We start from the raw sequence: 24512 nt of genomic DNA on the forward strand, positions 1-24512 counted from the left end.
TTTATAATTCACCGATAAAAGTACATCGACGCCCGCCCGATTGTAACGCCATATTTATGTCAACTTTACGTCAATTACGCCATCACATGGGCACAAATGGCATACAACAGTCTATGTAGGAGCCGGAAGAAAAGAAAAGCCTTCTCCCTTTTCTACACAAACAAGCGAACATTTTCGAACGAAGGAGTGTAATTTCCGGCTTCGATACCATGAATAATTTCCACCACCTTATCATTGGAAGGGGTAGCGACATGATACTCTTTCCCATATTGGGTGACCACTCCGTTAATGGCATCTACCTCGGTCCGTTTACCTTTTTCCAGGTCCTGAAGCATACTGGCCTTCAGCCTGGCATGTTTCCGCATCGCGATAGGAATAATCATGAAAGAAAACAGTTGTTTCAGCCGATTGGTATAATCCAGCAACTTTCTCAAATCTCGCCCCTGGATAGGTTCCATTTGAATGCCTGCTGCATCCGCTACAGCAAAGCACTCCTTCATGACTGTCTGGATACACTTCCTCGACTCGTTGTTTTGGGCAGCCTCTCCAATCGTGCAGCCCAGAACAGTCGACACACCACTAAAAGCACTGTTAATCGCCAACTTCGACCATCGTGCTCCAACAAAATTGCGTTCGATATCCACAGTCCCCATCACTTCCAGTATCTCTTTTATTTGATGCAATTTCTTCTCGTTTTGATGGGACAAAGCGCCAATACTAAACGTGAGACTATCGGGGCTCGAGGTTAATTCGCTCACTCCATTTCCCAGTAAAGTGGCACCCCAGGCAATGGTACAGCCAAAGGTTTTTTCTTCGCCAATCACCTCGGCCACTGACAATTCGGGGAAACCATTCTGCGCAGTACAGATAATGCCATCTTTGTTGAGATAGCGGGCGATTTGTTGCACCACCTTTTTGTTCTCCTGCTGTTTGGTGAGCAGAAAGATGATATCGTATTTTTCAGACATTTCTTCCGGCAGAAAAGCTTTTACCGGAACCTTCAGGTCAATAGTTCCGGTAATATGAGCGCCGTTGGTCTTCATCCCTTCCACATGCGCCCGGTTACGGTTGATCAAATCCACATCCAGTCCGGCTTTTGTCAAATAGGCTCCGATAACCGTTCCCAGCGAACCCGCTCCGTAAATCGCTATTTTCATATTCATATCAGTTTTAACAAGGAGTTTGCTTTCTGCAAATTAGCTAAAATCAACTTGAAAACACGGTTGCATAGGTTGTGAGATTTCCTTACTGTAAATTTTAATAGGCGTTACCAATGCTGTCACCATTTGGCTGGAGATTGCAATTGTTCTTTTAATAAGTGATTAATATGAAGATATTTCCTAAGATATATTGTAGTTTTACTTCCACAGAGTATTTTTGTTGACATAGCATTAGATATTACCAGCGAATGAAAAAGCGATATTCTATTATTAAAGGGTCAGGATGTTACATACCTGAAAAAAGAGTCGTAAATGAAGATTTTCTGAATAATGATTTTTACGATTCTGAGGGAAATAAAATCAATACCCCGAACGAAGAGATAATTAAAAAATTCGAGAAAATCACAGAAATCAAAGAGAGAAGGTATGTTACAGACGACCTGCAAACTTCTGATATTGCATATTTTGCTGCGAAAGACGCTATCGTAAATTCGGGCATTGACAAAGAAAGCCTTGACTATATTATTGTCGCGCATAATTTCGGAGATATACAAAGTAATAACCGAAAGTCGGATTTGGTTCCCAGTCTCGCAGCCCGGGTTAAAAACAAATTAGGTATTGAAAACCCGGGAACCATATCATTTGATGTGCCTTTTGGCTGTCCCGGATGGCTTATGGGTATGATACAGGCTGATTATTTCCTGAGATCGGGTGACGCAAAAAGAGCTTTGATAATCGGGGCGGAAACTCTCTCCAGGGTATCCGATCCTCATGACAGGGATAGTATGATTTATTCCGACGGTGCCGGTGCAACCATTCTGGAAGCGATTGAGAGTGATGAGCCTGTTGGAATTCTAGCCCATAATTCCCGATCCGATACACTAAATCATGCTTTCCTGCTTTGGATGGGCAAATCAAACAACCCGGATTACGAAGGAGATCAATTATTCCTAAAAATGCATGGACGTAAATTATATGAATATGCGCTGAATACGGTTCCTTCGGTTGTGAAAGAAAGCCTGGAAAAAGCAAAAATTGAGTTGGAACAAGTAGATAAGGTGCTAATTCACCAAGCCAATGCCAAAATGGATGATGCCATACTGGCGCGGTTGTTTAAGCTCTTTCATAAAAAAGATATTCCCAAAGACATTATGCCAATGACCATTGCTGAACTTGGAAATAGTTCGGTGGCAACTGTTCCCACATTACTGAACTTACTACTCAACAATAAATTACCTAACCAGAAGGTGACCAGTGGTAATATCCTGGTGTTTGCTTCTGTTGGGGCCGGGATGAATATTAATTCAATGGTCTACAAAATGCCATAGTTTTTTACTGTTTCCGGTCTATTAGGCCTCATCTCTAGTCTCAGGGCAGCGGTTAATTGAGTTACTTTCTACCGCTGATATACATTGCTTTGGATTTTGTTCCCAGTAGCAAACTTTTCTGGATTTCAAAGCCATTGTTGATGAGTAGTTGCTCTACACGTTTTCGGGTCGTCTTTTCCTTTGTCGCTTCCGCAGAAGGTTTACCAAATGTCTTTAAATAACGGATTCCCATGGCCAGCTTATTAAAAAAACTCATCTCCTCGATGGCGAAAGAGTTGATGATCAACAATCCGCCTTTTTTCAGTACCCGCCTACTTTCGTAAATAACTCGTTCGGCATTACCTATCACATGAATCAGATTGGCCATGAAAACGGTGTCGAAGGTCTCATCTTTAAATTCAAGATTTAACGCATCCGCTTTCCGGAACTCAACATTCTCCAGATTGCCTCTTTTTTTCTTCGCAAAAACAATCATCTCATCCGACAAATCTGTCGCAACTACATGCTCTGCATTTTTTTGCAGCGTTTCCGTATACAACCCGGTTCCGCATCCCAGTTCCAGTACTTTCCCGAGTTTAGCCTCTTTCAGCAATTCCTGGTGGGCCAGCAAAAGAATTTCTTTTCCTACCACATGACTTTGCTTTTCTTCAAACTCATTAGCGAAGCGGCTCCAATAGGTTTCTTTCGAATGGTTCTCCATCATTGGCTTGGTTATGGGTTTGTTTGTTCAAAATGTAGACTGCTGAATAATTCGCTGATACCCAATCTGACTGAGGTTCGGTTCGTCGTTTCAACGATTTTGGGGTTAAAATTTCGGGGTGGTTTTGTGTTGCTTGTACAAGTTACGGAAAGTGTATACAAACTAAAAGAGCGTCCCGGGCGGGACGCTCTTTTGAGAACCAATCTTAAAACCTAATAATTATCTTTCAGCCACGACCAAATACTTGGAAGCTTTCCAGAACTCTTCAGGATTTGTAATCGTGATGGCTTCAACTTCGTTGTCTTTCTGCTCGATTTTGTACGAATCAGCAGGATGTGCTGTTACCATGTTGATTTTTCTCCCACTCACCGGAATCGTAGTCGTCTTGGTGATATCGATTGCCGTAAATTTCGACGGATCGATTTGGTCGTTTAACTTGTCCGTCCTTCCGATTCCCAGTAAGCCTCCTGTGGCTGAAATGACATGCTGATCCCTCAGCTCCTTTGTCGTACCGATTACATAGTAAGCGGTATGAAGTCTATCTGTCTTTTCGTTCAATAATTTCTCTTGCATCGAATTCTGAGTCGACAGTGTGCTAACAGTGTCGTTCAACTGCGCTACCTGTCCGTTCAGATTGTCAACTTTTCCGTTCAGTTCAGTAACCTGAGCAGTCAAATTAGCAATCGACTCCTCTTTTTCCTGAATCTGCTTTTGCAGACTTGCGGTCAATTTTTTCAGTTTCGAGTTACGGTACCAACTGTTTTTTAGTTTCTTGTTCAGGTCGGCCAGCTCTGCTTTGTTTTTGTCCAGCAGATTTTTCACCAAACTCAAATCGTTCATTACCTGAGTTTTTGAATCAGCCGTCTGCTCCCCTGCAGCCTGTACCGAAATCAACTTTTCTTTAACTTTGATGGAATCGAGGTTGGCTGCAATAGACTGAAATGACTCAACAAAATCGTTGATGGTGGAGTCACGTTTCTGTGCTATTTGGGTCAATTGTGCATTCTCTTCCTTCAACTTCTTTAGCTCCTTCTGATTACATGCCGTAAAAAAAGGCAACACGAGCAAAATAATAGCTAACTTTCTCATTTCTCTTTTCTCTTTCGTTTTCGTCCAATAATTAATTTCAAATCACCTGCTAACTAACAAGGGAATACTGTGCCAAAACTTTTTGACAGAATTCTCAACACTGGATACAATTCGCAAATCACTAAAAATCAATAGAAAGAGAGAGCATAAAATTTACTAGGGAAAAATCCGGGTTTACCACGTTCTACAAGGGCTGTGGGACAGATTCCACACTTTGTGGAATGGAATTCCACAGATCTGTTGCCCTTCCACAGTTTCCACACTAAATGAAAATGATGGGATATTAACGGGAGGAAGCTTTTACCCGCTTATGGAAATGTTTGGAGTCGCCCCATTTGCCATAGCCGATTTCACCTTCTGCCAATGCGATGCGGGCATCGAGACATCCCTTACACTGTTCGGGCTCTTCGTCAACGCAGGGTTTGTTTTGGTACAGGGCATAATCGTTTCGATACAGACCGGGCGTAATGTTCGGCATGATGACATTGGCACCTACCTTCACCGCTTTTTCGCGCCCCAGCGGATCGATGGCCTGCAATGCTGTTGCCGCGGCAATATTAATGTCGGGCATGAGTAACCGTAAAACGGCGATCATCTTTAGCGACAAGTTGAACCGTTGCTGCAGCGGCATGAGTGTTTCCCGGTAGGAATACAAGGGTGTTTCGGCATGCTCTAGATATGGGCCCATTCCAACCATGTCGATATCGAAGTTCTTGAAGAAAAGCAGGTCGTCAGCCAGGTTTTCGAGCGTTTGGAAAGGGAGTCCAATCATAACGCCGGTTCCGGTTTGATACCCTGCTTCCTGCAACGAACGCAGACAAGCTATTCGGGTATCGAAATCGTGTAGTTCATCGTTGGGATGTATTTTCCGGTACAGTTCCGGAGTTGAAGATTCTATGCGTAATAAGTAGCGGTGTGCACCGGCTTCGAACCAGCGACGGTACACTTCGGGCGACTGTTCACCTAACGATATGGTAATACCCAGCTCACCGTTGCTCAACTTTTTGATTTCGCGCAACAGGTTTTCCACCCGGTCGGCGAAAGCCGGAGAAGCCAGCTCACCCGACTGCAATACCAGCGAGCCATATTGGTTTTCCCAGGCAAAACGGGCTGCTGCCAGAATCTCTTCATCCGACAAATTGTAACGTTTTACCTCATCGTTGTCCTTGCGAATACCACAATAGTAGCAGTTCTTACCACACACATTCGAGAACTCGACCAGCCCGCGGAAATATACTTCTGAGCCGGTATTCTCGGCTTTCACTTCGGCCGCTCTTCGAAAAAGCAGGGCCTTCTCCTCTCCTTCCAGCGAAAGCAGGCGGACAATATCCTCCCGGGAAAATTCGGACTGTGCTAATATGTTGTTAATATCATTCATGGTTACGGTGCGGTAAAAATACCATATTCTTTGATATCAAGATATGATTTTCTTCCGGCAAGTTCATGAGAAGAAATCATACGTTCTGCTCACCACAGTGCACCTCATTGAACTACCTGAGAGTCTGAATTGTTGATAAGGCGTGACAAATGCAAAAACCATCCCCCATGAAGAATGCATTGTACTACGATAGGGTCGGGCAGAATATTGTCCGGTGTAAACTGTGTCCTCACTACTGTGTCATCAACGAGGGAAAGCGCGGGGCCTGCCGGGTACGGAAAAACGTGGGCGGAGACTTGTATACCGAAATTTTTGAAAAGGTAGCCGCCTACGGCTCCGATCCCATCGAAAAGAAACCTCTTTATCACTTTTATCCCGGAAGCAAAATTTTATCAATTGGCACCATTGGTTGTAACCTGAAATGTTCGTTTTGCCAGAATTACCGTATCTCACAGGTATCGCCTGACGAATTTGATAATTTCAATTTATTCACCACCGAAGAATTGGTGCAAATTGCATTGAATGACGAGTATAATTTAGGGGTTGCTTTTACCTACAGTGAGCCTGGAATTGCTTACGAATATATTTACGAAATCGCCAAAAGGGCGCTGAATACGAGGCTAAAAACCGTGATGGTGACCAATGGTTACATCAATAAGGCACCCCTTCTGAGGCTCTTACCCTACATCGATGCGTTCAATGTCGACCTGAAAGCATTTTCGGAGAATTTCTACCACAAAATGACGCATGCAAAACTCGAGCCGGTTAAAAACAGTATCCGCGTTATTGCGCAATCCGATAGCCACCTGGAGTTGACCAACCTGGTGATTCCCGGCATGAATGACGATTACCAAGAATTTGAAGAAATGGTGCGCTGGATAGCCGGTGAAACCGGCAAAGATACACCGCTACATCTCTCCCGCTATTTCCCGGCATTCAAACAGAACATTGCTGCCACACCAGTCAATACGTTGCTCGATTTGTTTGAGATTGCCGTTCGACATTTGAATTACGTCTACCTGGGAAACCTGGCAGATACTCGTCGAAGCTCTACCTTTTGCAGTAAATGTCACCAGCGGGTTATCGACCGTTCCGGATACTACACCGAAATTTCCGGGCTGGACAAAAAGGGAAATTGCACCAACTGTCACCATCACATCCTCGATCACATTTAGGCTAAGCACCAGGCAGGTCCATTTTCATTCGTTGTTCAATTCTTTTAAAAAGAATACCTTTGCGCTGATTTTATAACGCATGAAGGAAAAAGTAGTAGTCGGATTATCGGGCGGCGTCGATTCGAGCGTTGCCGCATACCTCCTCAAACAGCAGGGGTACGAAGTGATTGGTGTGTTCATGATTAACTGGAAAGAACGCACCGGAACCCTTACATCGAGTTGTACCTGGGAAGATGATATCACCTTTGCGGAAATGATTGCCAAAAAGCTGGATATTCCCTTCCATGTAGTCGATTTGTCGGATTTCTACCGGAAACGGGTAGTTGATTATATGTTCGAAGAGTACGGGAAAGGGCACACGCCCAACCCCGATGTTCTTTGCAACCGCGAGATCAAGTTCGACATGTTCATGGAGAAAGCGCTGGAGCTCGGTGCCGACTATGTAGCTACCGGACATTACTGCCGTAAAGCGGAAGTGGAGAAAGACGGAAAAACGTATTATCGTTTGCTCGCCGGTTCGGATCCAAACAAAGATCAGAGTTATTTCCTGTGTCAGCTCAACCAGGAGCAGCTGGCTAAATCGATGTTCCCGATAGGACATTTGATGAAACCCGAAGTGCGTGAAATAGCCCGTGAACAGGGATTGATAACGGCCGAGCGCAAAGATTCTCAGGGAATCTGCTTTGTGGGAAAAGTGGACTTACCTGTTTTTCTTCAGCAAAAGCTGGAACCGAAAAAAGGCAATGTGATTGAAATCCCGGCAGATTTTATGGCCCGGAAAAAAGATGTAGAAAAAACGCCGGACAATTTTAAAAAGCTGTGCTATGCTTTTCCTTACAAACCCTGGAACGGAAAAGTGATTGGCGAGCATAACGGTGCCCAGTTTTATACCATCGGGCAACGAAAAGGCCTGAATATTGGCGGCTATACTGAGCCACTATTCGTGTTGGCGACTGACATTAACCGGAATATCATATACGTGGGCGAAGGAAAATCACATCCCGGCTTGTACCGCCCCGGATTATTTGTTCCCAAAGAAGACATCCACTGGATCAGGCCCGATTTGGAAATTCCGATCGGAGAAGAAAAAGATTTCCTCTTCCGGATACGCTATCGTCAACCGCTGGAAAAAGGGCGGATGTACATGCGCGAAGAAGGTCTCTACGTCCTTTTCGAAGAGGAACAACGCGGCATTACGGCCGGTCAGTTTGTAGCCTGGTACACCGGTGACGAGCAAATCGGTTCAGGGGTCATCTACTGAGCTCAATTCCGAAAATCATTGTTGTTTTTCTTCGGCGATAGCTCCGTCTCCTTTCTGAATCGGGATGTAACGCAACGACGGCGACTCGATGAGTTCACCCAGACCTAATTTGGGCCACATTGCATCTACTTTCCGGATGGTCTCTATGGAAGAGACCACCGGATTGGGCCAGTCGCGTTTGAAATTATCTAATGAGCCGGATTTCCGGGTTCCGTCAAGTACCAGATGAGAAACTTCGCCTTCGTTTTCGGCTTCAAAAATCTGTGAGTCGCGTTTGGGATCGATATTGCCCGTAACATACCATCCCACAGAATTCATATCATGAATGTCGAGCTCTTCATCAACAATGGCAATGAATTTAACGCCTTTAAAGGCAGCATGTGCAGCCAGCTTTTTGCCGAGCGATTTGACCAAACCCGGTTCATTTTTCTTCACCGACACAACAACAAACGAAATGCCTACATCAAGCAAGTTGGCATTGATATCGTGTACTTCCGGAATCTCCTTTTTTATGTTTTCCACAGAAATTTCGGAACTCTTCGGGACCTGGTAATTTGCCAGTTCTGCATATAGCTCCTCTTCGTATTTGTGGGTGGCATCGAGGCCCATTTTGGAGCCGTAAGCAAATTTGGAAGATGAATGATCTAGCACATCCATCGGCCCCTGCGTGAAATAAATATCGTGCGCCGGATCAACTACCTGTGAAACCAGCCGGGCAATTTCGGGATAATTATGAATATCGGTTTGCCCATCGGCTACAATCATCACTTTGTTGAACATCATCTGACCGGCGCCCCACATGGCATTCATTACTTTGGCTGCCTGCCCGGCAAATGTCTTGTCAATTTTGGAAATGGTCAGGTTATGTGCCACACCGGCCGGAGGTAATTCCATGTCTTCCATTTCCGGAATCATGGTAAGCTTCATCGGGCTCAGGAAAATTCGTTCGGTTGCCCGACCAATGTAAGCATCTTCCTGTGGCGGAATTCCCACAATAGTGGCCGGGTAAACCGCATCTTTACGATGAGTGATACACGTTACATGAAACCTCGGATACCAATCGGCCAATGAATAAAAACCTGTATGGTCACCAAACGGACCTTCCCAGATAAAGTCTTCTTCCGGATCGACATACCCTTCGATGACAAAATCGGCGTTAGAAGGAACTTCCAGGCCGTTGGTAATACATTTTACCAGTTCGACCCTTTTCTTCCTTAGAAAGCCCGCTAACAGGTACTCATCGATGTTATCGGGCAGCGGAGCCGTGGCAGCATAGGTATAAGCAGGATCACCGCCCAAAACAACTGAAATGGGCATGCGTTCGCCCCGTTTCTTGTATTCGTTGAAATGACGCGCCCCTGTTTTGTGCTTGTGCCAATGCATACCGGTCAGTTCCGGACCAAAGACCTGCATGCGGTACATTCCCACGTTTCGAACACCGGTTTCCGGATCGCGGGTCACAACACACGGCAAGGTCACAAACGGACCACCGTCAGCCGGCCAACACGTCAGTACAGGCAATTTGCCCATATCCGGCTCTTTCATTACCACCTCCTGGCATTTACCTTTTCCAGTTACGGATTTGGGCATCCATGAAGAAATCTGGCCCAGCATGGGAAGCATTCGCAATTTCTCCATCAAGCCGGCTTTGGGACTTACCAGCTTCTTAAAGAGGTCTTCGATTTCGTCTCCGATAGCATTCAGGTTATCGGCACCCAATGCCAAGGCCATTCGCTCATTCGAACCAAAAGCGTTGATCAAAACCGGGAAATCAGTTCCTGTGTTTTCAAACAGCAGTGCCTTTCCGCCTCCGGGAGACTTAGACACCCGGTCAACAATCTCGGGTATTTCCAATACCGGATCTACAAACTCACTGATTCTGATTAACTCTCCCTTTTGCTCTAAAAGCTCGATATACTCGCGAATTCCCTGAAATGCCATTCTCAAAAATTTTGATACAAAAATAGGGGATTTTAGCCATCCCCCATCTTTTCGTTTGAATAATCAATATTATCAAATTCCCGCCTGGTCTTTGAACCACTGCAGCGGTTGCGATTTCGGACGTTCGATGGGTAATCCGTACATACGGTCCCAAACGAGTTGTGCCAGTACACCTAAAGCACGGCTGACACCAAACATCACGGTATAAAAGAAATATTCATCGATACCGTAATGCTGAAGAAGTGAACCGGAATAGGCATCTACATTTGGCCATGGATTCTTCACTTTACCCAATGACTGCAATACCGGAGGCACTACTTCGTAGAGGCAGTTCACCACATCAACCATGTGGTCATCTTTCACATATTTCTCAGCGAATTTCTTCTGTGCTACATAACGAGGATCGGTTACCCGAAGAACAGCGTGTCCAAATCCGGGAATTACTTTTCCTTCCGAGATGTAGTTTTTCACATAATTCGCGATTTTCTCTTTTTCTTCGTCAGCACATCCGCATGGGCCAATTTCTTCGAGCATGCCTTTTATCCAGCGAATCACTTCCTGATTAGCATACCCATGAAGCGGTCCAGCCAATCCGGTCATACCAGCAGCATACGCATAGAATGGATTACTCAATGCTGATGATACCAGGTGCGTGGTGTGCGCCGAAACATTTCCTCCTTCATGGTCAGCGTGAAGGAACAAATACATACGGAACAAGCGATACACTTCTTCACTGTCGTATCCCATCATATGGGCAAAATTGGCAGCCCAATCGAGTTTCGGATTTGGCGGGATGATGTCACCTCCCTGGAAGTTGCGGCGATAAATATAGGCTGCAATCGTCGGAAGCTGTGCAATCAGGTTCATCACGTCTTCATAGGTCGTATCCCAGTATTCATCTTTCGGGACGCCTTCGCGATAAGCTTTCTGGAACAGTGACTCTGTGGCCATAGCCATAATACCCGTACTGAATTGCGTCATCGGCTTGCTGGTCGGAGGCAAAGCATTGATCACATCAAAAACATGTCCGGGAACTTTATTCCGCTTCGTCCATTCGTTTGTCAAATACTGGACATCTTCAACAGTCGGCAGCTCATCCAGCAACATTAAATAAAATAAGCCCTCGGGCAAAGGTTCTCCTTCCGGATTTAGTTTGGGAAGCTTCTCCTGCAATTCGGGGATCGAATAGCCCCGGAAACGAATACCGCTTTCCGGATCCAGCTTCGAAGTAACAGTGAGCAAACTTGTAACGCCTTTCATGCCCGTCAGCACCTGGCCCATCGAAACGGTGTCGAGCTGCAGATCACCGTACTCTTTTACCAGCTTTTTTACAATTTGTCTCTCCTGCTCCCCCTTCTTCAGGAGTTTTTCCTTGATATAGTCCATAGTAATAGGTGTTGAGTTGTTCTCAAATCTAATTAATTTATTTAAATATTCTCATATTTCAAACCCTGTCAATTCAATATCATAACAAAAAAAAACGTTAAAAGGTTGATAGATTTAGCGCGCATTCTAACATAAATCTACCCGTATAAAACAAAAAAAGGGGAAGCAAAAATGCCTCCCCTTTTTTGAGTGTAGAATGTTGTATTGATTATTCAGCCTTCTCTTCGTTTTCGTCAGACTGAGCATCAGATTTATCTTCAGCTTTCGGCTCATCAGCTGCCTTTTCTTCCGATACCTCGTCTGCCTTAACAGCTTCTTCTTTGGTATCAGCTTCCGGTGCAGCTTTGGTCTCTTCCTTGGCAGCAGGTTTCTCTGCGACGGGCTTTTCACTGCTTTTCTTTTTCGAACCACCCCTTCTCGAACGAGTTTTCTTAGGAGCTTCTTCCTTCGCAGCCAACATGTTTTCGTTGTAGTCCACCAGCTCGATGATACACATCTCAGCGTTATCACCCAAACGGTTACCGGTTTTCAGAATGCGGGTATATCCTCCCGGACGCTCGCCCACTTTTACGATAACTTCGCGGAACAACTCATTAACAGCTGTTTTACTGCGCAATGAACGGAATGCCATACGACGGTTGTGTGTCGTATCGTTTTTCGCCTTCGTGATGATAGGCTCAACGAACGAACGCAACGACTTAGCCTTAGCAACAGTAGTACTGATTCGTTTGTGCAGGATCAGGGAGTTGGCCATGTTAGACAACATCGCCTTCCGGTGAGAGCTAGTCCTGCCTAAATGATTGAATCCTTTATTATGTCTCATTGTTTATTATTCCTTGTCTAATTTATACTTACCGATGTCCATCCCGAAGTTCAGACTCATACCAACAAGTAAATCATCAAGTTCGGTAAGCGACTTTTTACCAAAGTTGCGGAACTTGAGCAGATCATTCCGGTTGTACTGAACCAGATCGCCGAGGGTATCTACATCAGCTGCTTTCAAACAGTTGAGTGCACGTACCGACAGATCCAGATCGACGAGTTTGGTCTTCAGGAGCTGACGCATGTGAAGTACTTCTTCATCGAATTCTTCATTCGCAAATTTCTCGTCTGAGTCGAGGGTAATCTTCTCGTCAGAGAACAGCATGAAATGGTAAATCAGAATTTTAGCAGCTTCCTTCAGTGCATCTTTGGGATGAATTGAACCATCGGTTTTGATATCAAGAACCAGTTTTTCGTAGTCGGTCTTCTGCTCCACACGGTAGTTTTCAACCGCATACTTAACGTTCTTGATAGGAGTAAAGATGGAATCGATAGGAATCACACCGAATTCTTCTTCAACGGGCTTGTTCTCAACGCTCGGAACATATCCGCGTCCCTTTTCGATGGTCAGTTCAATCTGAAGCTTTACTTCTGGCTCCATATTGCAAATAACCAACTCGGGATTCAACACGCGGAAACCAGTGATGAAATTGTTAATATCACCAGCCTTGAATTGCTCCTGGCCGAACAGGGTAACCGTTACCTTTTCCGTCTCGAAGTCTTCAACTTCCTTTTTAAACCTGATTTGCTTCAGGTTCAGAATCATCTCAGTTACATCCTCGATGACTCCCGGAATGGTAGAAAATTCGTGCTCTACCCCTTCGATTTTGATTGTGGTAATAGCGTATCCTTCCAAAGATGATAACAGAATCCTCCGCAATGCGTTACCGATGGTAATACCATAACCAGGTTCCAACGGACGAAATTCGAACTTGCCGAATTTGTCATCGGATTCAACCATTATCACTTTATCGGGCTTCTGGAAAGCTAAAATTGCCATAAACCTTAAATTAATTTTTATTTCGAATACAACTCTACGATAAGCTGCTCCTTGATATTTTCAGGAATCTCTTCCCGTTCGGGAACATTCAGGAACTTACCAGTCTTAGCTTCCCCATCCCACTCAATCCAGGGATATTTGTTATGACGTTGCGAAGACAATGAATCGGTAACTACTTCAAGCGATTTCGATTTTTCGCGAACACCGATAACATCACCCGGACGTACACTGTACGACGGGATATTTACCACATTGTTGTTCACCACGATGTGTTTGTGGCCTACCAACTGACGTGCAGCTGCACGAGTGGGAGCAATTCCTAAACGAAATACTACGTTATCGAGACGACTCTCGAGAAGCTGAAGTAATACGGTACCGGTAACTCCTTTATGTGACGCCGCCTTCTTGAAAAGGTTGCGGAACTGTTTCTCAAGGACACCGTAAGTATACTTAACTTTTTGTTTTTCTTTAAGCTGGGTTCCGTATTCGGACACCTTCCGGCGACGACGGTTGTTACCGTGCATACCCGGAGGATAATTCTTGTGCTCAAATGCTTTATCTGGCCCAAAAATGGGTTCGCCAAATTTTCTTGCGATCTTAGTTTGTGGTCCTCTATATCTTGCCATTATTTTCTTCTTTTAAATCATCAAAAATTAGACACGACGACGTTTCGGAGGCCGGCAACCATTGTGTGGCAGCGGAGTAACGTCAACAATCTCGGTAACCTGGATACCTACGTTCGCGATAGCACGAATAGCTGATTCGCGTCCGTTACCCGGTCCCTTAACGTATACCTTTACCTTCCGTAATCCAAGATCATAAGCAGTTTTTGCGCACTCTTCCGATGCAGTCTGTGCTGCATAAGGTGTATTTTTCTTTGATCCGCGGAATCCTTTCTTTCCAGCCGAAGACCAGCTAATAACCTCTCCGTTATTATTGGTCATCGAAATGATGATGTTATTGAAAGAAGAGTGTACGTGAGCCTGTCCTACAGCCTCTACGTTTACTACTCTTTTTTTCGAACTTCCAGACTTCTTTGCCATATCTACTTAAAATTATTTAGTAGCTTTCTTCTTGTTAGCAACCGTTTTTCTTTTTCCTTTACGGGTTCTGGCGTTGTTTTTGGTGCTCTGACCACGTACCGGAAGGCCAATACGGTGGCGAATGCCACGATAGCAACCGATATCCATCAGTCGTTTAATGTTCAGCTGATATTCGGAGCGCAGTTCACCTTCAACTTTATATTTTTCATTGATCACTTTGCGAATAGCAGCGAACTGGCTATCGTCCCAGTCCTTTACCTTGACTTCTTTGTCAACTCCAGCCTGCTCGAGAATCTGCTGTGCACGGCTGCGACCGATACCAAAGATATAGGTCAGGGCAATTTCACCTCTTTTATTGTTCGGTATATCTACACCAACTATACGAGCCATATTATTAACGAATTAAAAAATCCTTACAAAATTAATACATTATCCCTGACGTTGCTTGAACTTCGGGTTTTTTTTGTTAATAACGTAGAGACGACCTTTACGCCGAACGATTTTGCAATCGGCACTACGTTTTTTGATAGATACTCTTACTTTCATTTTTCTGCGCTTTAATTTTTATATCTGAAAGTGATCCTTCCCTTAGTAAGGTCGTATGGAGACATCTCAACTTTTACTTTGTCACCAGGTAAAATCTTAATATAGTGCATCCGCATCTTGCCCGAAATGTGAGCCGTGATTACGTGACCATTTTGTAATTCTACCCTAAACATCGCGTTTGACAATGCTTCAATAATGGTTCCATCTTGTTCTATAGAAGGCTGTTTTGCCATAAAAAGTTGTTTTTTTTAATTGCTTCTTCTATAAAGTTAAAAGTTGAAAGTTTTTCAGCTTTCCCATCCCGTACCACAATGGTATGTTCATAGTGAGCTGACGATTCTCCATCTACTGTTCTAACGGTCCAGCCATCGTCTTCGGTTACGACTCCGGGCTTACCCGAATTCAGCATCGGTTCTACAGCCAACACCATCCCGCGCCTGAGCTTCACTCCACGCCCCGGCTTGCCGTGATTGGCAACCGCTGGTTCCTCGTGAAGATTCCGCCCAATGCCATGCCCAACCAAATCTTTCACTATGGTGAAGTCATGTAGTTCGGCATGACGCTGGACAGCATGTCCTATATCTCCGAGCCGGTTTCCTTCAATTGCCGCGGTTATGGCGTCCTCGAGCGAACGATAAGTTGCCCGGCATAAGGTTGTTTCACGTTCCGGAACATTTCCGACCATAAAGGTATAACATGAATCACCGTACCAGCCGTTTAAGAGTACACCACAATCTATGGAAACAATATCGCCGTCCTTTATTTTATATCCGGACGGAATACCGTGCACTACCGTGTTGTTCACAGAAGTGCAAAGGGTATTGGGATATCCCTGATACCCCAGAAAACCAGACTTTCCGTTATTATTTCGAATGAACGTTTCAGCTATCCGGTCCAACTCATTCGTTGTGATACCGGGTTGAATATATAGTGCTATTTCAGCTAATGTGCGACTTACAAGTAAGCAGCTTTCACGAATGAGGTCGATTTCTTCATTGGTTTTGAAGTAAATCATTCTCCTCCGCCTTATATTACAGAAGGACCGCCACCGGTACGTCCCTTGATACGACCACCTTTCAACAGGCCATCGTAGTGACGCATGAGCAGGTGACTTTCAATCTGCTGTAAGGTATCCAGAATAACTCCTACAAGAATCAACAGTGATGTACCGCCATAGAAGTGCGCAAACTGGGAGTTCACTCCCATCATCATTGCAAATGCAGGCAGAATCGTTACCAGTCCCAAAAAGATGGAACCCGGCAGTGTAATTCTTGACATGATGGTATCCAAATATTCAGCCGTGCGTTTACCCGGTTTTACTCCCGGAATAAACCCGCCATTCTTTTTCATGTCCTCAGCCATTTGGACCGGATTAATGGTAATAGCGGTGTAGAAATAGGTGAATATGATTACCAGCATGAACTGGGTAAAGTTATACCAGAATCCGGTGTAGTTCGAGAATGCAGACACGAAGCCACTCATTGATTCCGAACCGGAAAATCCGGCAATACTCATCGGTACGAACATGATCGCCTGGGCAAAGATGATAGGCATTACACCAGCAGCATTCACCTTCAGGGGAATGTACTGACGAACACCGCCGTACTGACGGTTACCTACAATCCGTTTTGCATACTGCACCGGTACTTTCCGGGTACCCTGTACCAACAGGATAGTAACCATAAATACCAGGAACAACAATACAAATTCGACCAGGAACATCACCAGTCCTCCTCCCTGCTCTTCTAACCGGCTAACAAACTCGGCGAAGAGTGCGAAAGGCAGACGGGCAATAATACCAATCATGATAATCAGCGAAATACCATTACCAATTCCCTTATCGGTAATTCGTTCACCCAGCCACATGATAAACATGGAACCGGCTGTCAGAATCACCGTCGAGGCAACAGTAAATGCAGCCCCTTTGATAGCGAAAGCTGTCTCGGGAAGCTGGTAGTGCAGGTTAGTCAGGTAAGCCGGAGCTTGAAACAACAGAATACCCACTGTTAAATAGCGGGTAATCTGATTAATTTTATTACGTCCGGATTCTCCTTCCTTCTGCAACTTCTGAAAATAAGGAACTGCGATACCCAAAAGCTGCACTACAATTGAAGCACTAATGTAAGGCATAATTCCCAATGCGAATACCGATGCATTGGAGAATGCCCCCCCGGAAAACATGTTCAACAATCCTAACAGTCCTTCTGATGATTGCGCCTTCAGTGCACCGAGCTGCGCGGGGTCAATCCCCGGCAACGAGACGTATGAACCGAGTCGGTAAACCAACAGAAACAGAAAGGTAACAGTCAACCGGGATCTTAGATCCTCAATTTTGTAGATGTTCTTAAGGGTCTCGAATAACTTTTTCATTAGGTTCAGAGTATTTCAGTAGTTCCTTCTAATTTTTCGATTGCCTCTTTAGCGCTCTTTGAGAAAGCATGGGCTTTTACGTTGAGTTTTTTACTCAATTCACCGTTTCCAAGAATTTTCACCTTATCGTTTTTAGAGATAAATCCTGCGGCGATGAGCGTGTCAACGTCGATTGCTTCCAGGCCTTTATCGTCGGCTAATTTCTGCAAAACACTCAGGTTGATAGCTTTGTATTCAACCCGGTTCACATTCTTGAAACCGAACTTAGGCACAAGGCGCTGCAAAGGCATCTGTCCACCCTGGAATCCGATTTTACGTGAGTAACCGGAACGGGATTTGGCACCTTTGTGACCACGGGTTGATGTACCTCCTTTACCGGAGCCCTGACCACGGCCAATCCTCTTTTCGCTTTTGGTGGAACCTTTTGCAGGCTGTATGTTATGCAATTCCATATCTGAAAAAAAGTTTTTTGTCGTTAAACTTCTTCAACCTTAACAAGGTGTTTCAGTTTGTTAACCATTCCCTGAATTTGCGGGGTAGCCTCATGCTCGATGGTCTGGTTGAGTTTTCTCAGTCCCAGGGCCACCAGGGTTTTCTTCTGAACCTTTGAAGCACCGATTCCGCTTTTCACCTGTGTAATTCGAATTTTTGCCATTTCTCTAGGTGTCTTTCTTAACCGTTAAACACTTTATCGAGGGTTACGCCACGATGTTCAGCAACTGTGTATGCATCGCGCATTTCGAGCAATGCATTAAACGTTGCTTTCACCAGGTTGTGTGGGTTAGACGATCCTTTGGACTTAGCCAGGATGTCGTGTACTCCAACACTCTCCAGTACGGCGCGCATAGCACCCCCTGCTTTTACTCCGGTACCCGAAGATGCCGGTTTCAGGAAAATTCGTGCACCACCATACTTGGCGATTTGCTCGTGTGGAATGGTTCCGTTAATAACCGGAACCTTAACGAGATTTTTCTTTGCTGCATCAACACCTTTCGCGATGGCGGTGGTTACTTCACTGGCTTTACCAAGACCCCAGCCTACAATTCCGTCTTCGTTGCCAACAACGACGATAGCTGAAAAGCTGAATGTTCTACCACCTTTGGTGACTTTGGTGACACGGTTAATTGCTACTAACCGGTCTTTAAGGTCGAGATCGCTGGTTTTTACTTTTTTAATGTTCTTTGCCATAATGCTTAGAATTTAAGACCTCCTTCGCGAGCAGCTTCTGCAACTGCTTTTACACGTCCGTGATACAAATATCCCCCTCTATCGAATTTAACGGTACTGATGCCTGCAGCTACTGCTTTTTCAGCAGCCAGTTTCCCAACTTTTGCTGCAATCTCGATTTTCGTACCCTTTTCAGAGGCGATTTCTTTATTCAGTGAAGATACGGCAACCAAGGTATTACCCGCTACATCATCGATCAGCTGCACGTAAATCTGCTTATTGCTGCGATATATACTCATGCGAGGAGCCTCGGCAGAACCAGAAATTTTAGTCCTGATTCTTTTACGAATTCTATCTCTTCTTTCTTGCTTTGTAAGAGCCATAACTCAAAAGTCAAATTATTTAACATTGGCCGATTTTCCAGCTTTACGACGCAGCTGCTCTCCAACAAACTTGATACCTTTTCCTTTGTAAGGTTCAGGCATACGGAAGGAACGAATTTTAGCAGCAACCTGGCCGATGAGCTGTTTGTCAGCACTCTTAAGTGTTACGATTGGATTGCTTCGCTTGTCGGTCACGGCTTCTACCTTCACTTCGTCAGGAAGCTGAATGTAGGTATGGTGAGAATATCCCAGAACCAGATCAAGAATCTGTCCTTTGTTCTCGGCACGGTAACCAACACCAACCAATTCCAATTTAATTTCATAACCCTTGGAAACGCCTTCAACCATGTTGTTAATTAATGAACGGTACAAACCGTGCATCGCTTTATGACGCTTCTGCTCAGTAGGACGCTTCACCTCAATGGTGTTTCCTTCTACAGAAACCTCCATTTCGGGATCGACCTTTTGGGAGAGTTCTCCCTGGGGACCTTTTACGGTAACGATATTTTCGTCGCTTACGTTTACGGTCACTCCGGCAGGGACTTCAATGGGCAGTTTTCCTATCCTTGACATTGTAATTCCTCCTTTATTAATAAACGTAGCACAAAATCTCTCCACCTACTTTCAGGTCCGTTGCTTCTTTATCGGTGATAACCCCTTTCGATGTGGAAAGAATGGCTACACCCAGACCGTTCAGTACACGCGGAATTGAATCGGTGTTACAGTAACGGCGAAGTCCGGGTTTGGAGATACGTTTCAGCGTTTTGATCGCTGGTGTACCGTCTACCGGATGGTACTTGAGAGCGATTTTAATGCTTCCCTGGTAGTTTTTCTCTTCATCAATTTTGTAATTCAAAATGTAACCTTTCTCCTTCAGGATTTTGGTCATTTCGATTTTCAGGTTTGATGCAGGAATCTCTACTACTTTATGTTTTGCCTTAAGGGCATTTCTCAGTCGAGTCAGATAATCTGCAATCGGATCAGTCATCTTTGCAATAATTTAAATGATTACCAACTTGCTTTTTTTACTCCGGGAATCAGGCCGGCCGAAGCCATTTCACGGAACTGAATCCTGGAGATGCCGAACTGACGCATGTACCCTTTCGGACGACCAGTGAGTTTGCAACGGTTGTGCATACGTACGCGTGATGAGTTACGCGGCAGTTTGCTCAGTGCAATATAATCACCTTCTTCTTTCAGGCGTGCCCTTTTTTCGGCATATCTTTCAACGAGTTTCGCACGTTTTACTTCGCGTGCTTTCATTGATTCCTTAGCCATATCCTTTAATTCTTTTTAGCGTTTTTAAACGGAATACCAAATGCGCGAAGCAATGCATATCCCTCTTCATCGGTGTCAGCCGAGGTTACGAACGTAATATTATACCCGTTAATTTTCGTCACTTTATCGAGAACGATTTCGGGAAAAATAATCTGTTCGGTAACTCCAAGTGTATAGTTTCCACGTCCGTCGAATTTGTCGTTAACTCCTTTGAAGTCGCGAATACGCGGCAGAGCAACGCTAATCAGACGATCGAGAAATTCATACATTCTTTCACGACGAAGTGTTACGCGAACTCCAATCGGCATTTTTTTACGCAACTTGAAGTTCGAGATATCTTTCCGTGAAGTAGTGGTAACGGCTTTCTGACCAGTAATTGCAGTCAACTCTTCTACTGCAATCTCGATAAGCTTCTTATCGGCGATAGCGGCACCAACTCCCTGGTTGATAATAATTTTCTCGAGTTTCGGAACCTGCATGATGGAGTTATAACCAAACTCCTTTTGTAACGCAGGAATAATCTCATCTCGGTACTTGTTTTTTAGTGTAGGTACGTAATCCATTACTTAATCTCCTCTCCTGATTTTTTCGAATAACGTACTAATTTTCCTTTGTCGTTCAGGCGACGGCCAATGCGAGTCCGCTTACCGCTTGCAGGATCAACCAACATTAAGTTGGAAATGTGCACCGGAGCTTCTTGTTTCAAGATGCCTCCCTGTGGATTTTCTGCATTGGGTTTGGTGTGCTTTGACACCAGATTGACTCCCTCGACGATGGCGCGGTCTTTTTCCCGGATTACCTCGAGCACTTTTCCTTGCTGCCCTTTTGAGTTGCCGGATATAACCACTACGCTATCCCCTTTTTTGATATGTAACTTTTTCTGCATTGTTCTGAATCTTTTTAAAGTACTTCAGGTGCCAAAGAGACAATTTTCATATGGCTGTCACGCAGTTCACGGGCGACGGGACCGAAAATACGGGTTCCACGCATTTCGCCGGTTGCATTAAGCAACACCACTGCATTGTCGTCGAAGCGAATGTATGAACCATCCTGACGGCGCACTTCTTTCCGCGTACGAACAACAACAGCCTTCGAAACAGTCCCTTTTTTCAAGTCGCTGCCAGGAAGAGCGTTCTTAACCGTTACCACCACTTTGTCACCCAAAGAGGCATAACGCTTGCGGGTACCGCCTAAAACGCGAATGACCAAAGCTTCCTTTGCTCCGCTGTTATCGGCAACTGTACAACGTGTTTCTTGCTGTATCATGGTTACTTAGCTCTTTCTAAAATTTCAACTAGTCTCCATCCCTTGTTTTTCGACAGAGGACGGGTTTCCATAATTTTTACGGTATCGCCAATGTTGCAGGTATTAGCTTCGTCGTGTGCATAAAATTTGCTGGTTTTATTCACAAACTTCCCGTACATAGGATGTTTAACCTTACGCTTTTCTGCAACGACAATGGTTTTATCCATCTTATTGCTAACGACAACGCCGATACGCTCTTTCCGAAGATTTCTTGTTTCCATTGTCTTAATTATTTTTCTTCAAGTTGACGTTTCCGCAGTTCCGTTTGCAAACGAGCAATATCTCTGCGGGTATGGCGAATTCTCAACGGATTATCAAGCGGGCTCACGGCATGATTCATTTTCATCCGAACCAGCTCTTCATTCGCGTTATCGATCTTCTCAACGATTTCCGCTGTGGTTAACTCTCTGATTTCAGAAGTTTTCATTACTCATTAATTGAAGATTCTACAAAATCGCGTCGAACAACAAATTTGGTCGTTACGGGCAACTTCTGCGCTGCCAAACGTAATGCCTCCTTCGCCAGTTCGAACGGAACGCCGTCAACTTCAATCAGGATTCTTCCTGGAGTAACGGGTGCGACAAATGCTTCAGGAGCTCCTTTACCTTTACCCATACGTACCTCTGCAGGCTTCTTGGTAATCGGTTTATCTGGAAATATTCGGATCCAAATCTGTCCCTGACGTTGCATGTGGCGGGTTACCGCTACCCTGGCTGCCTCAATCTGGCGGCCGGTAATCCATGTTGTTTCCAGGGATTTAATACCAAAGGTTCCGAATGCCAGTTGATTGCCACGTTGGGCATTCCCCTTCATCCGTCCCTTTTGTACTCTTCTGAACTTTACTTTTTTTGGCTGTAACATCTTTTCTAACTTTCTCGATGGTTAACAGACTAAATTATTTCCTACGCTTCTTGGCTCCGCCACCTTGCTTGCCTCCACGTCCAGGTCCTTTTTGTGAACCTACATTGGGCGACAGGTCGCGTTTACCATAGATTTCTCCTTTGCAGATCCAAACCTTTACACCGATTAAACCGGTTTTGGTCAGGGCTTCTCCAAGGGCGTAGTCAATGTCGGCACGAAGGGTGTGCAACGGGGTACGGCCATCTTTATACATTTCTGAACGAGCCATTTCAGCTCCGTTCAAACGACCGGAAACCTGCACTTTAATACCCTCTGCTCCCATTCGCATAGCGGAAGCAATGGCCATTTTTACGGCGCGGCGGTAGGCAATTTTGCCTTCTACCTGGCGTGCGATATTATTAGCGACGATGCGAGCGTCGAGTTCAGGACGTTTAATCTCGAAGATGTTGATCTGAACTTCTTTCTTGGTGATCTTCTTCAACTCCTCTTTCAACTTGTCGACTTCCTGACCACCTTTACCAATAATAATACCGGGCCTTGAGGTATGGATGGTGATAGTGATAAGCTTCAGCGTACGCTCGATGATAATCTTCGAGATACTAGCTTTAGCCAAACGTGCAGAAAGATATTCCCGCAGCTTGTGGTCTTCGACCAGTTTATCACCATAATTGTCACCTCCGAACCAGTTGGAATCCCATCCTTTGATGATTCCAAGCCTATTAGATATCGGATTTACTTTTTGTCCCATGTATTATTATTTAGAAATTTCTTCAACAACATTCTTACTGGCCAGACGGATGGTTACATGGTTCGAACGTTTCCGAATACGGTGTGCACGACCCTGGGGTGCCGGGCGCAGACGTTTCAGAATACGTGCCGAATCAACGAACACCTCTGACACGTAAAGATCACTTTCCTCAATCCTTACGCCTTCGTTTTTGGATTGCCAGTTCGCAATAGCTGAAAGCAAAAGCTTTTCAACTGCGCGAGAGGCTTCCTTTGACGAGAACTTCAGGACGTCCAGAGCTTGATTCACCTCCATGCCGCGGATCATATCAGCGACAAGACGCATTTTACGCGGCGAAGTGGGACAGTTGCGCAGAACGGCCTGATATTGTTGTTTTTTTGCTTCTTTGAGCAATTCAGCGCTCTTTCTTTTTCTAGAACCCATCGTTAGTACTTTTTACTACATTTTAACATTACCGCGGGTATGGCTTATTTCTTTTTGTTTCCACCATGACCCCGGAAGGTACGTGTAGGTGCAAATTCTCCCAATTTGTGACCAACCATGTTCTCAGTTACATAAACAGGGATAAACTTGTTTCCGTTGTGAACAGCGATGGTATGGCCTACAAAATCAGGTGAAATCATGGAATGTCTGGCCCACGTTTTGATTACCGACTTCTTCCCACCTTCATTCATGGTGAGAACCTTTTTTTCCAATTTAAAGTCGATAAAAGGGCCTTTTTTAAGCGAACGGCTCATAATCGATGATTACTTTTTCCTACGTTCAACAATGTACTTATTCGAAGCCTTCTTCTTAGCGCGGGTTTTATAACCCTTAGCCAGAACGCCTTTACGCGATCTTGGGTGTCCACCCGAAGAGCGTCCTTCTCCACCACCCATTGGGTGATCGACTGGGTTCATAGCTACTCCGCGAACTCGCGGACGACGACCAAGCCAGCGGCTTCGACCGGCTTTACCTGATCTTTCAAGCGCATGATCGGTGTTTCCAACTGTACCTACCGTTGCACGGCAAGCAGTAAGAACCATACGGGATTCGCCTGAAGGTAATTTGACAATCACGTACCTTCCTTCACGAGAAGTAAGCTGCGCATACGAACCAGCCGAACGAGCCATGACGCCGCCTTGTCCGGGATGCAACTCAATGTTGTGAACGATGGTACCCAAAGGTATATTGGCTAACGGAAGGGAGTTTCCAACTTCCGGAGCAACGTTTTCTCCCGAAATAACGGATTGGCCTTCACGAAGACCGTTCGGGGCGAGGATGTAACGTTTTTCTCCATCAGCGTAAACCAAAAGAGCAATACGTGCGGTACGATTCGGATCGTACTGTACAGATTGCACTTTAGCGGGAATACCATCCTTATCGCGCTTAAAGTCGATAACACGGTACTTCCGCTTATGCCCGCCACCTATATACCTCATTGTCATCTTACCGGTGTTATTACGCCCACCGGTTTTTTTAATGGGCTTCAACAATGATTTCTCAGGTGTGTCTGTCGTAACGGTATCAAAGGCACCAATGATTTTGTGCCTTTGACCCGGTGTTACAGGTTTTAATTTTCTAACTGCCAT

General features: G+C 44.9%; 35 protein-coding genes. 3 read left to right on the plus strand and 32 right to left on the minus strand.

Going from position 1 to position 24512, the window contains the following annotated elements:
• Positions 1-152 precede the first annotated feature (152 nt).
• Positions 153-1157 (minus strand): ketopantoate reductase family protein, encoded by a 1005-nt coding sequence (locus CLV93_RS00575; RefSeq protein ID WP_106540231.1) that lies wholly within the window; start codon positions 1155-1157, stop codon positions 153-155.
• A 251-nt stretch (positions 1158-1408) separates the two neighbouring features.
• Here CLV93_RS00575 and CLV93_RS00580 point away from each other — a divergent pair, with 251 nt between their 5' ends.
• Entirely contained in the window at positions 1409-2488 is a 1080-nt protein-coding gene (locus CLV93_RS00580) for a 3-oxoacyl-ACP synthase III family protein (protein WP_106540232.1), read from the plus strand.
• Positions 2489-2549: 61 nt separating this feature from the next.
• On the opposite strand, the gene CLV93_RS00585 is transcribed toward CLV93_RS00580, so the two are convergent.
• The 3 genes from CLV93_RS00585 to hydE form a co-directional block, all read right to left on the minus strand.
• Positions 2550-3191: a class I SAM-dependent methyltransferase gene (locus CLV93_RS00585; RefSeq protein WP_106540233.1), complete on the minus strand. Its 642-nt coding sequence runs from the start codon at positions 3189-3191 to the stop codon at positions 2550-2552.
• 216 nt (positions 3192-3407) lie between these two features.
• Positions 3408-4277 carry a Cbp1 family collagen-binding glycoprotein adhesin gene (locus CLV93_RS00590; protein WP_106540234.1) on the minus strand — a complete coding sequence of 290 codons (870 nt, stop codon included), beginning with the start codon at positions 4275-4277 and terminating at the stop codon, positions 3408-3410.
• A gap of 283 nt (positions 4278-4560) precedes the next feature.
• Positions 4561-5655 (minus strand): [FeFe] hydrogenase H-cluster radical SAM maturase HydE, encoded by a 1095-nt coding sequence (hydE, locus tag CLV93_RS00595; protein WP_106540235.1) that lies wholly within the window; start codon positions 5653-5655, stop codon positions 4561-4563.
• A gap of 167 nt (positions 5656-5822) precedes the next feature.
• On the opposite strand from hydE, the gene amrS reads away from it, so the two are divergent.
• Positions 5823-6830, plus strand: coding sequence for an AmmeMemoRadiSam system radical SAM enzyme (gene amrS / locus CLV93_RS00600; protein WP_170108828.1), 1008 nt, complete (start codon positions 5823-5825; stop codon positions 6828-6830).
• A gap of 79 nt (positions 6831-6909) precedes the next feature.
• Positions 6910-8091 carry a tRNA 2-thiouridine(34) synthase MnmA gene (mnmA, locus tag CLV93_RS00605; RefSeq protein ID WP_106540237.1) on the plus strand — a complete coding sequence of 394 codons (1182 nt, stop codon included), beginning with the start codon at positions 6910-6912 and terminating at the stop codon, positions 8089-8091.
• A gap of 15 nt (positions 8092-8106) precedes the next feature.
• Here mnmA and CLV93_RS00610 read toward each other — a convergent pair whose 3' ends face one another.
• From CLV93_RS00610 to rplB, 28 genes are all read right to left on the minus strand, one after another.
• Positions 8107-10032 carry a menaquinone biosynthesis decarboxylase gene (locus tag CLV93_RS00610; protein WP_106540238.1) on the minus strand — a complete coding sequence of 642 codons (1926 nt, stop codon included), beginning with the start codon at positions 10030-10032 and terminating at the stop codon, positions 8107-8109.
• Between the two features lie 72 nt (positions 10033-10104).
• Positions 10105-11418, minus strand: coding sequence for a citrate (Si)-synthase (locus tag CLV93_RS00615; RefSeq protein ID WP_106540239.1), 1314 nt, complete (start codon positions 11416-11418; stop codon positions 10105-10107).
• Positions 11419-11626: 208 nt separating this feature from the next.
• A complete protein-coding gene (rplQ, locus tag CLV93_RS20625; protein ID WP_106540240.1) occupies positions 11627-12241 on the minus strand; it encodes a 50S ribosomal protein L17 in 615 nt (204 codons plus the stop codon).
• Between the two features lie 6 nt (positions 12242-12247).
• Positions 12248-13240, minus strand: a complete 993-nt coding sequence (locus CLV93_RS00625; RefSeq protein WP_106540241.1) for a DNA-directed RNA polymerase subunit alpha — start codon at positions 13238-13240, stop codon at positions 12248-12250.
• Positions 13241-13257: 17 nt separating this feature from the next.
• On the minus strand, positions 13258-13866 hold the full coding sequence (gene rpsD / locus CLV93_RS00630) for a 30S ribosomal protein S4 (protein ID WP_106540242.1): 609 nt from the start codon (positions 13864-13866) through the stop codon (positions 13258-13260).
• Positions 13867-13893: 27 nt separating this feature from the next.
• A complete protein-coding gene (gene rpsK / locus CLV93_RS00635) occupies positions 13894-14283 on the minus strand; it encodes a 30S ribosomal protein S11 (protein ID WP_106540243.1) in 390 nt (129 codons plus the stop codon).
• 12 nt (positions 14284-14295) lie between these two features.
• Positions 14296-14673 (minus strand): 30S ribosomal protein S13, encoded by a 378-nt coding sequence (gene rpsM, locus CLV93_RS00640; protein ID WP_106540244.1) that lies wholly within the window; start codon positions 14671-14673, stop codon positions 14296-14298.
• 39 nt (positions 14674-14712) lie between these two features.
• Entirely contained in the window at positions 14713-14829 is a 117-nt protein-coding gene (gene ykgO / locus CLV93_RS00645; RefSeq protein ID WP_081782363.1) for a type B 50S ribosomal protein L36, read from the minus strand.
• Between the two features lie 11 nt (positions 14830-14840).
• The gene (gene infA, locus CLV93_RS00650; protein WP_027585466.1) at positions 14841-15062 is read right to left on the minus strand and encodes a translation initiation factor IF-1; all 222 of its coding nucleotides are present in this window, start codon (positions 15060-15062) and stop codon (positions 14841-14843) included.
• Positions 15041-15844 (minus strand): type I methionyl aminopeptidase, encoded by an 804-nt coding sequence (gene map / locus CLV93_RS00655; RefSeq protein ID WP_106540245.1) that lies wholly within the window; start codon positions 15842-15844, stop codon positions 15041-15043. Before map ends, infA begins: the two co-directional genes overlap by 22 nt.
• A gap of 11 nt (positions 15845-15855) precedes the next feature.
• Entirely contained in the window at positions 15856-17199 is a 1344-nt protein-coding gene (gene secY, locus CLV93_RS00660; RefSeq protein ID WP_106540246.1) for a preprotein translocase subunit SecY, read from the minus strand.
• 5 nt (positions 17200-17204) lie between these two features.
• On the minus strand, positions 17205-17651 hold the full coding sequence (gene rplO / locus CLV93_RS00665) for a 50S ribosomal protein L15 (RefSeq protein WP_106540247.1): 447 nt from the start codon (positions 17649-17651) through the stop codon (positions 17205-17207).
• A gap of 23 nt (positions 17652-17674) precedes the next feature.
• Complete coding sequence (gene rpmD, locus CLV93_RS00670; RefSeq protein WP_106540248.1) at positions 17675-17854, minus strand: 50S ribosomal protein L30; 180 nt, start codon at positions 17852-17854, stop codon at positions 17675-17677.
• A gap of 17 nt (positions 17855-17871) precedes the next feature.
• Positions 17872-18387 carry a 30S ribosomal protein S5 gene (gene rpsE, locus CLV93_RS00675; protein ID WP_106540249.1) on the minus strand — a complete coding sequence of 172 codons (516 nt, stop codon included), beginning with the start codon at positions 18385-18387 and terminating at the stop codon, positions 17872-17874.
• A 5-nt stretch (positions 18388-18392) separates the two neighbouring features.
• Positions 18393-18749, minus strand: coding sequence for a 50S ribosomal protein L18 (rplR, locus tag CLV93_RS00680; RefSeq protein WP_106540250.1), 357 nt, complete (start codon positions 18747-18749; stop codon positions 18393-18395).
• 15 nt (positions 18750-18764) lie between these two features.
• Entirely contained in the window at positions 18765-19322 is a 558-nt protein-coding gene (rplF, locus tag CLV93_RS00685) for a 50S ribosomal protein L6 (protein WP_106540251.1), read from the minus strand.
• Positions 19323-19338: 16 nt separating this feature from the next.
• Entirely contained in the window at positions 19339-19737 is a 399-nt protein-coding gene (gene rpsH / locus CLV93_RS00690) for a 30S ribosomal protein S8 (RefSeq protein WP_106540252.1), read from the minus strand.
• A 20-nt stretch (positions 19738-19757) separates the two neighbouring features.
• Entirely contained in the window at positions 19758-20027 is a 270-nt protein-coding gene (gene rpsN / locus CLV93_RS00695; protein WP_106540253.1) for a 30S ribosomal protein S14, read from the minus strand.
• Positions 20028-20032: 5 nt separating this feature from the next.
• Entirely contained in the window at positions 20033-20590 is a 558-nt protein-coding gene (gene rplE / locus CLV93_RS00700) for a 50S ribosomal protein L5 (protein ID WP_106540254.1), read from the minus strand.
• Positions 20590-20913 (minus strand): 50S ribosomal protein L24, encoded by a 324-nt coding sequence (rplX, locus tag CLV93_RS00705; protein ID WP_106540255.1) that lies wholly within the window; start codon positions 20911-20913, stop codon positions 20590-20592. The genes rplE and rplX overlap by 1 nt, the downstream gene beginning before the upstream one ends.
• A 14-nt stretch (positions 20914-20927) precedes the next feature.
• A complete protein-coding gene (gene rplN, locus CLV93_RS00710; protein WP_106540256.1) occupies positions 20928-21293 on the minus strand; it encodes a 50S ribosomal protein L14 in 366 nt (121 codons plus the stop codon).
• A gap of 2 nt (positions 21294-21295) precedes the next feature.
• On the minus strand, positions 21296-21553 hold the full coding sequence (gene rpsQ / locus CLV93_RS00715) for a 30S ribosomal protein S17 (RefSeq protein ID WP_027585463.1): 258 nt from the start codon (positions 21551-21553) through the stop codon (positions 21296-21298).
• Positions 21554-21561: 8 nt separating this feature from the next.
• Complete coding sequence (gene rpmC / locus CLV93_RS00720; RefSeq protein WP_025863441.1) at positions 21562-21759, minus strand: 50S ribosomal protein L29; 198 nt, start codon at positions 21757-21759, stop codon at positions 21562-21564.
• On the minus strand, positions 21759-22193 hold the full coding sequence (gene rplP, locus CLV93_RS00725; protein WP_106540257.1) for a 50S ribosomal protein L16: 435 nt from the start codon (positions 22191-22193) through the stop codon (positions 21759-21761). Before rplP ends, rpmC begins: the two co-directional genes overlap by 1 nt.
• A 34-nt stretch (positions 22194-22227) precedes the next feature.
• A complete protein-coding gene (gene rpsC, locus CLV93_RS00730; RefSeq protein ID WP_106540258.1) occupies positions 22228-22941 on the minus strand; it encodes a 30S ribosomal protein S3 in 714 nt (237 codons plus the stop codon).
• Positions 22942-22947: 6 nt separating this feature from the next.
• A complete protein-coding gene (gene rplV / locus CLV93_RS00735; RefSeq protein WP_106540259.1) occupies positions 22948-23364 on the minus strand; it encodes a 50S ribosomal protein L22 in 417 nt (138 codons plus the stop codon).
• A 44-nt stretch (positions 23365-23408) separates the two neighbouring features.
• Positions 23409-23678 (minus strand): 30S ribosomal protein S19, encoded by a 270-nt coding sequence (rpsS, locus tag CLV93_RS00740; RefSeq protein WP_106540260.1) that lies wholly within the window; start codon positions 23676-23678, stop codon positions 23409-23411.
• 9 nt (positions 23679-23687) lie between these two features.
• Positions 23688-24512, minus strand: a complete 825-nt coding sequence (rplB, locus tag CLV93_RS00745) for a 50S ribosomal protein L2 (protein WP_106540261.1) — start codon at positions 24510-24512, stop codon at positions 23688-23690.

This window comes from Prolixibacter denitrificans (assembly GCF_003014495.1).
GTDB lineage: Bacteria > Bacteroidota > Bacteroidia > Bacteroidales > Prolixibacteraceae > Prolixibacter > Prolixibacter denitrificans.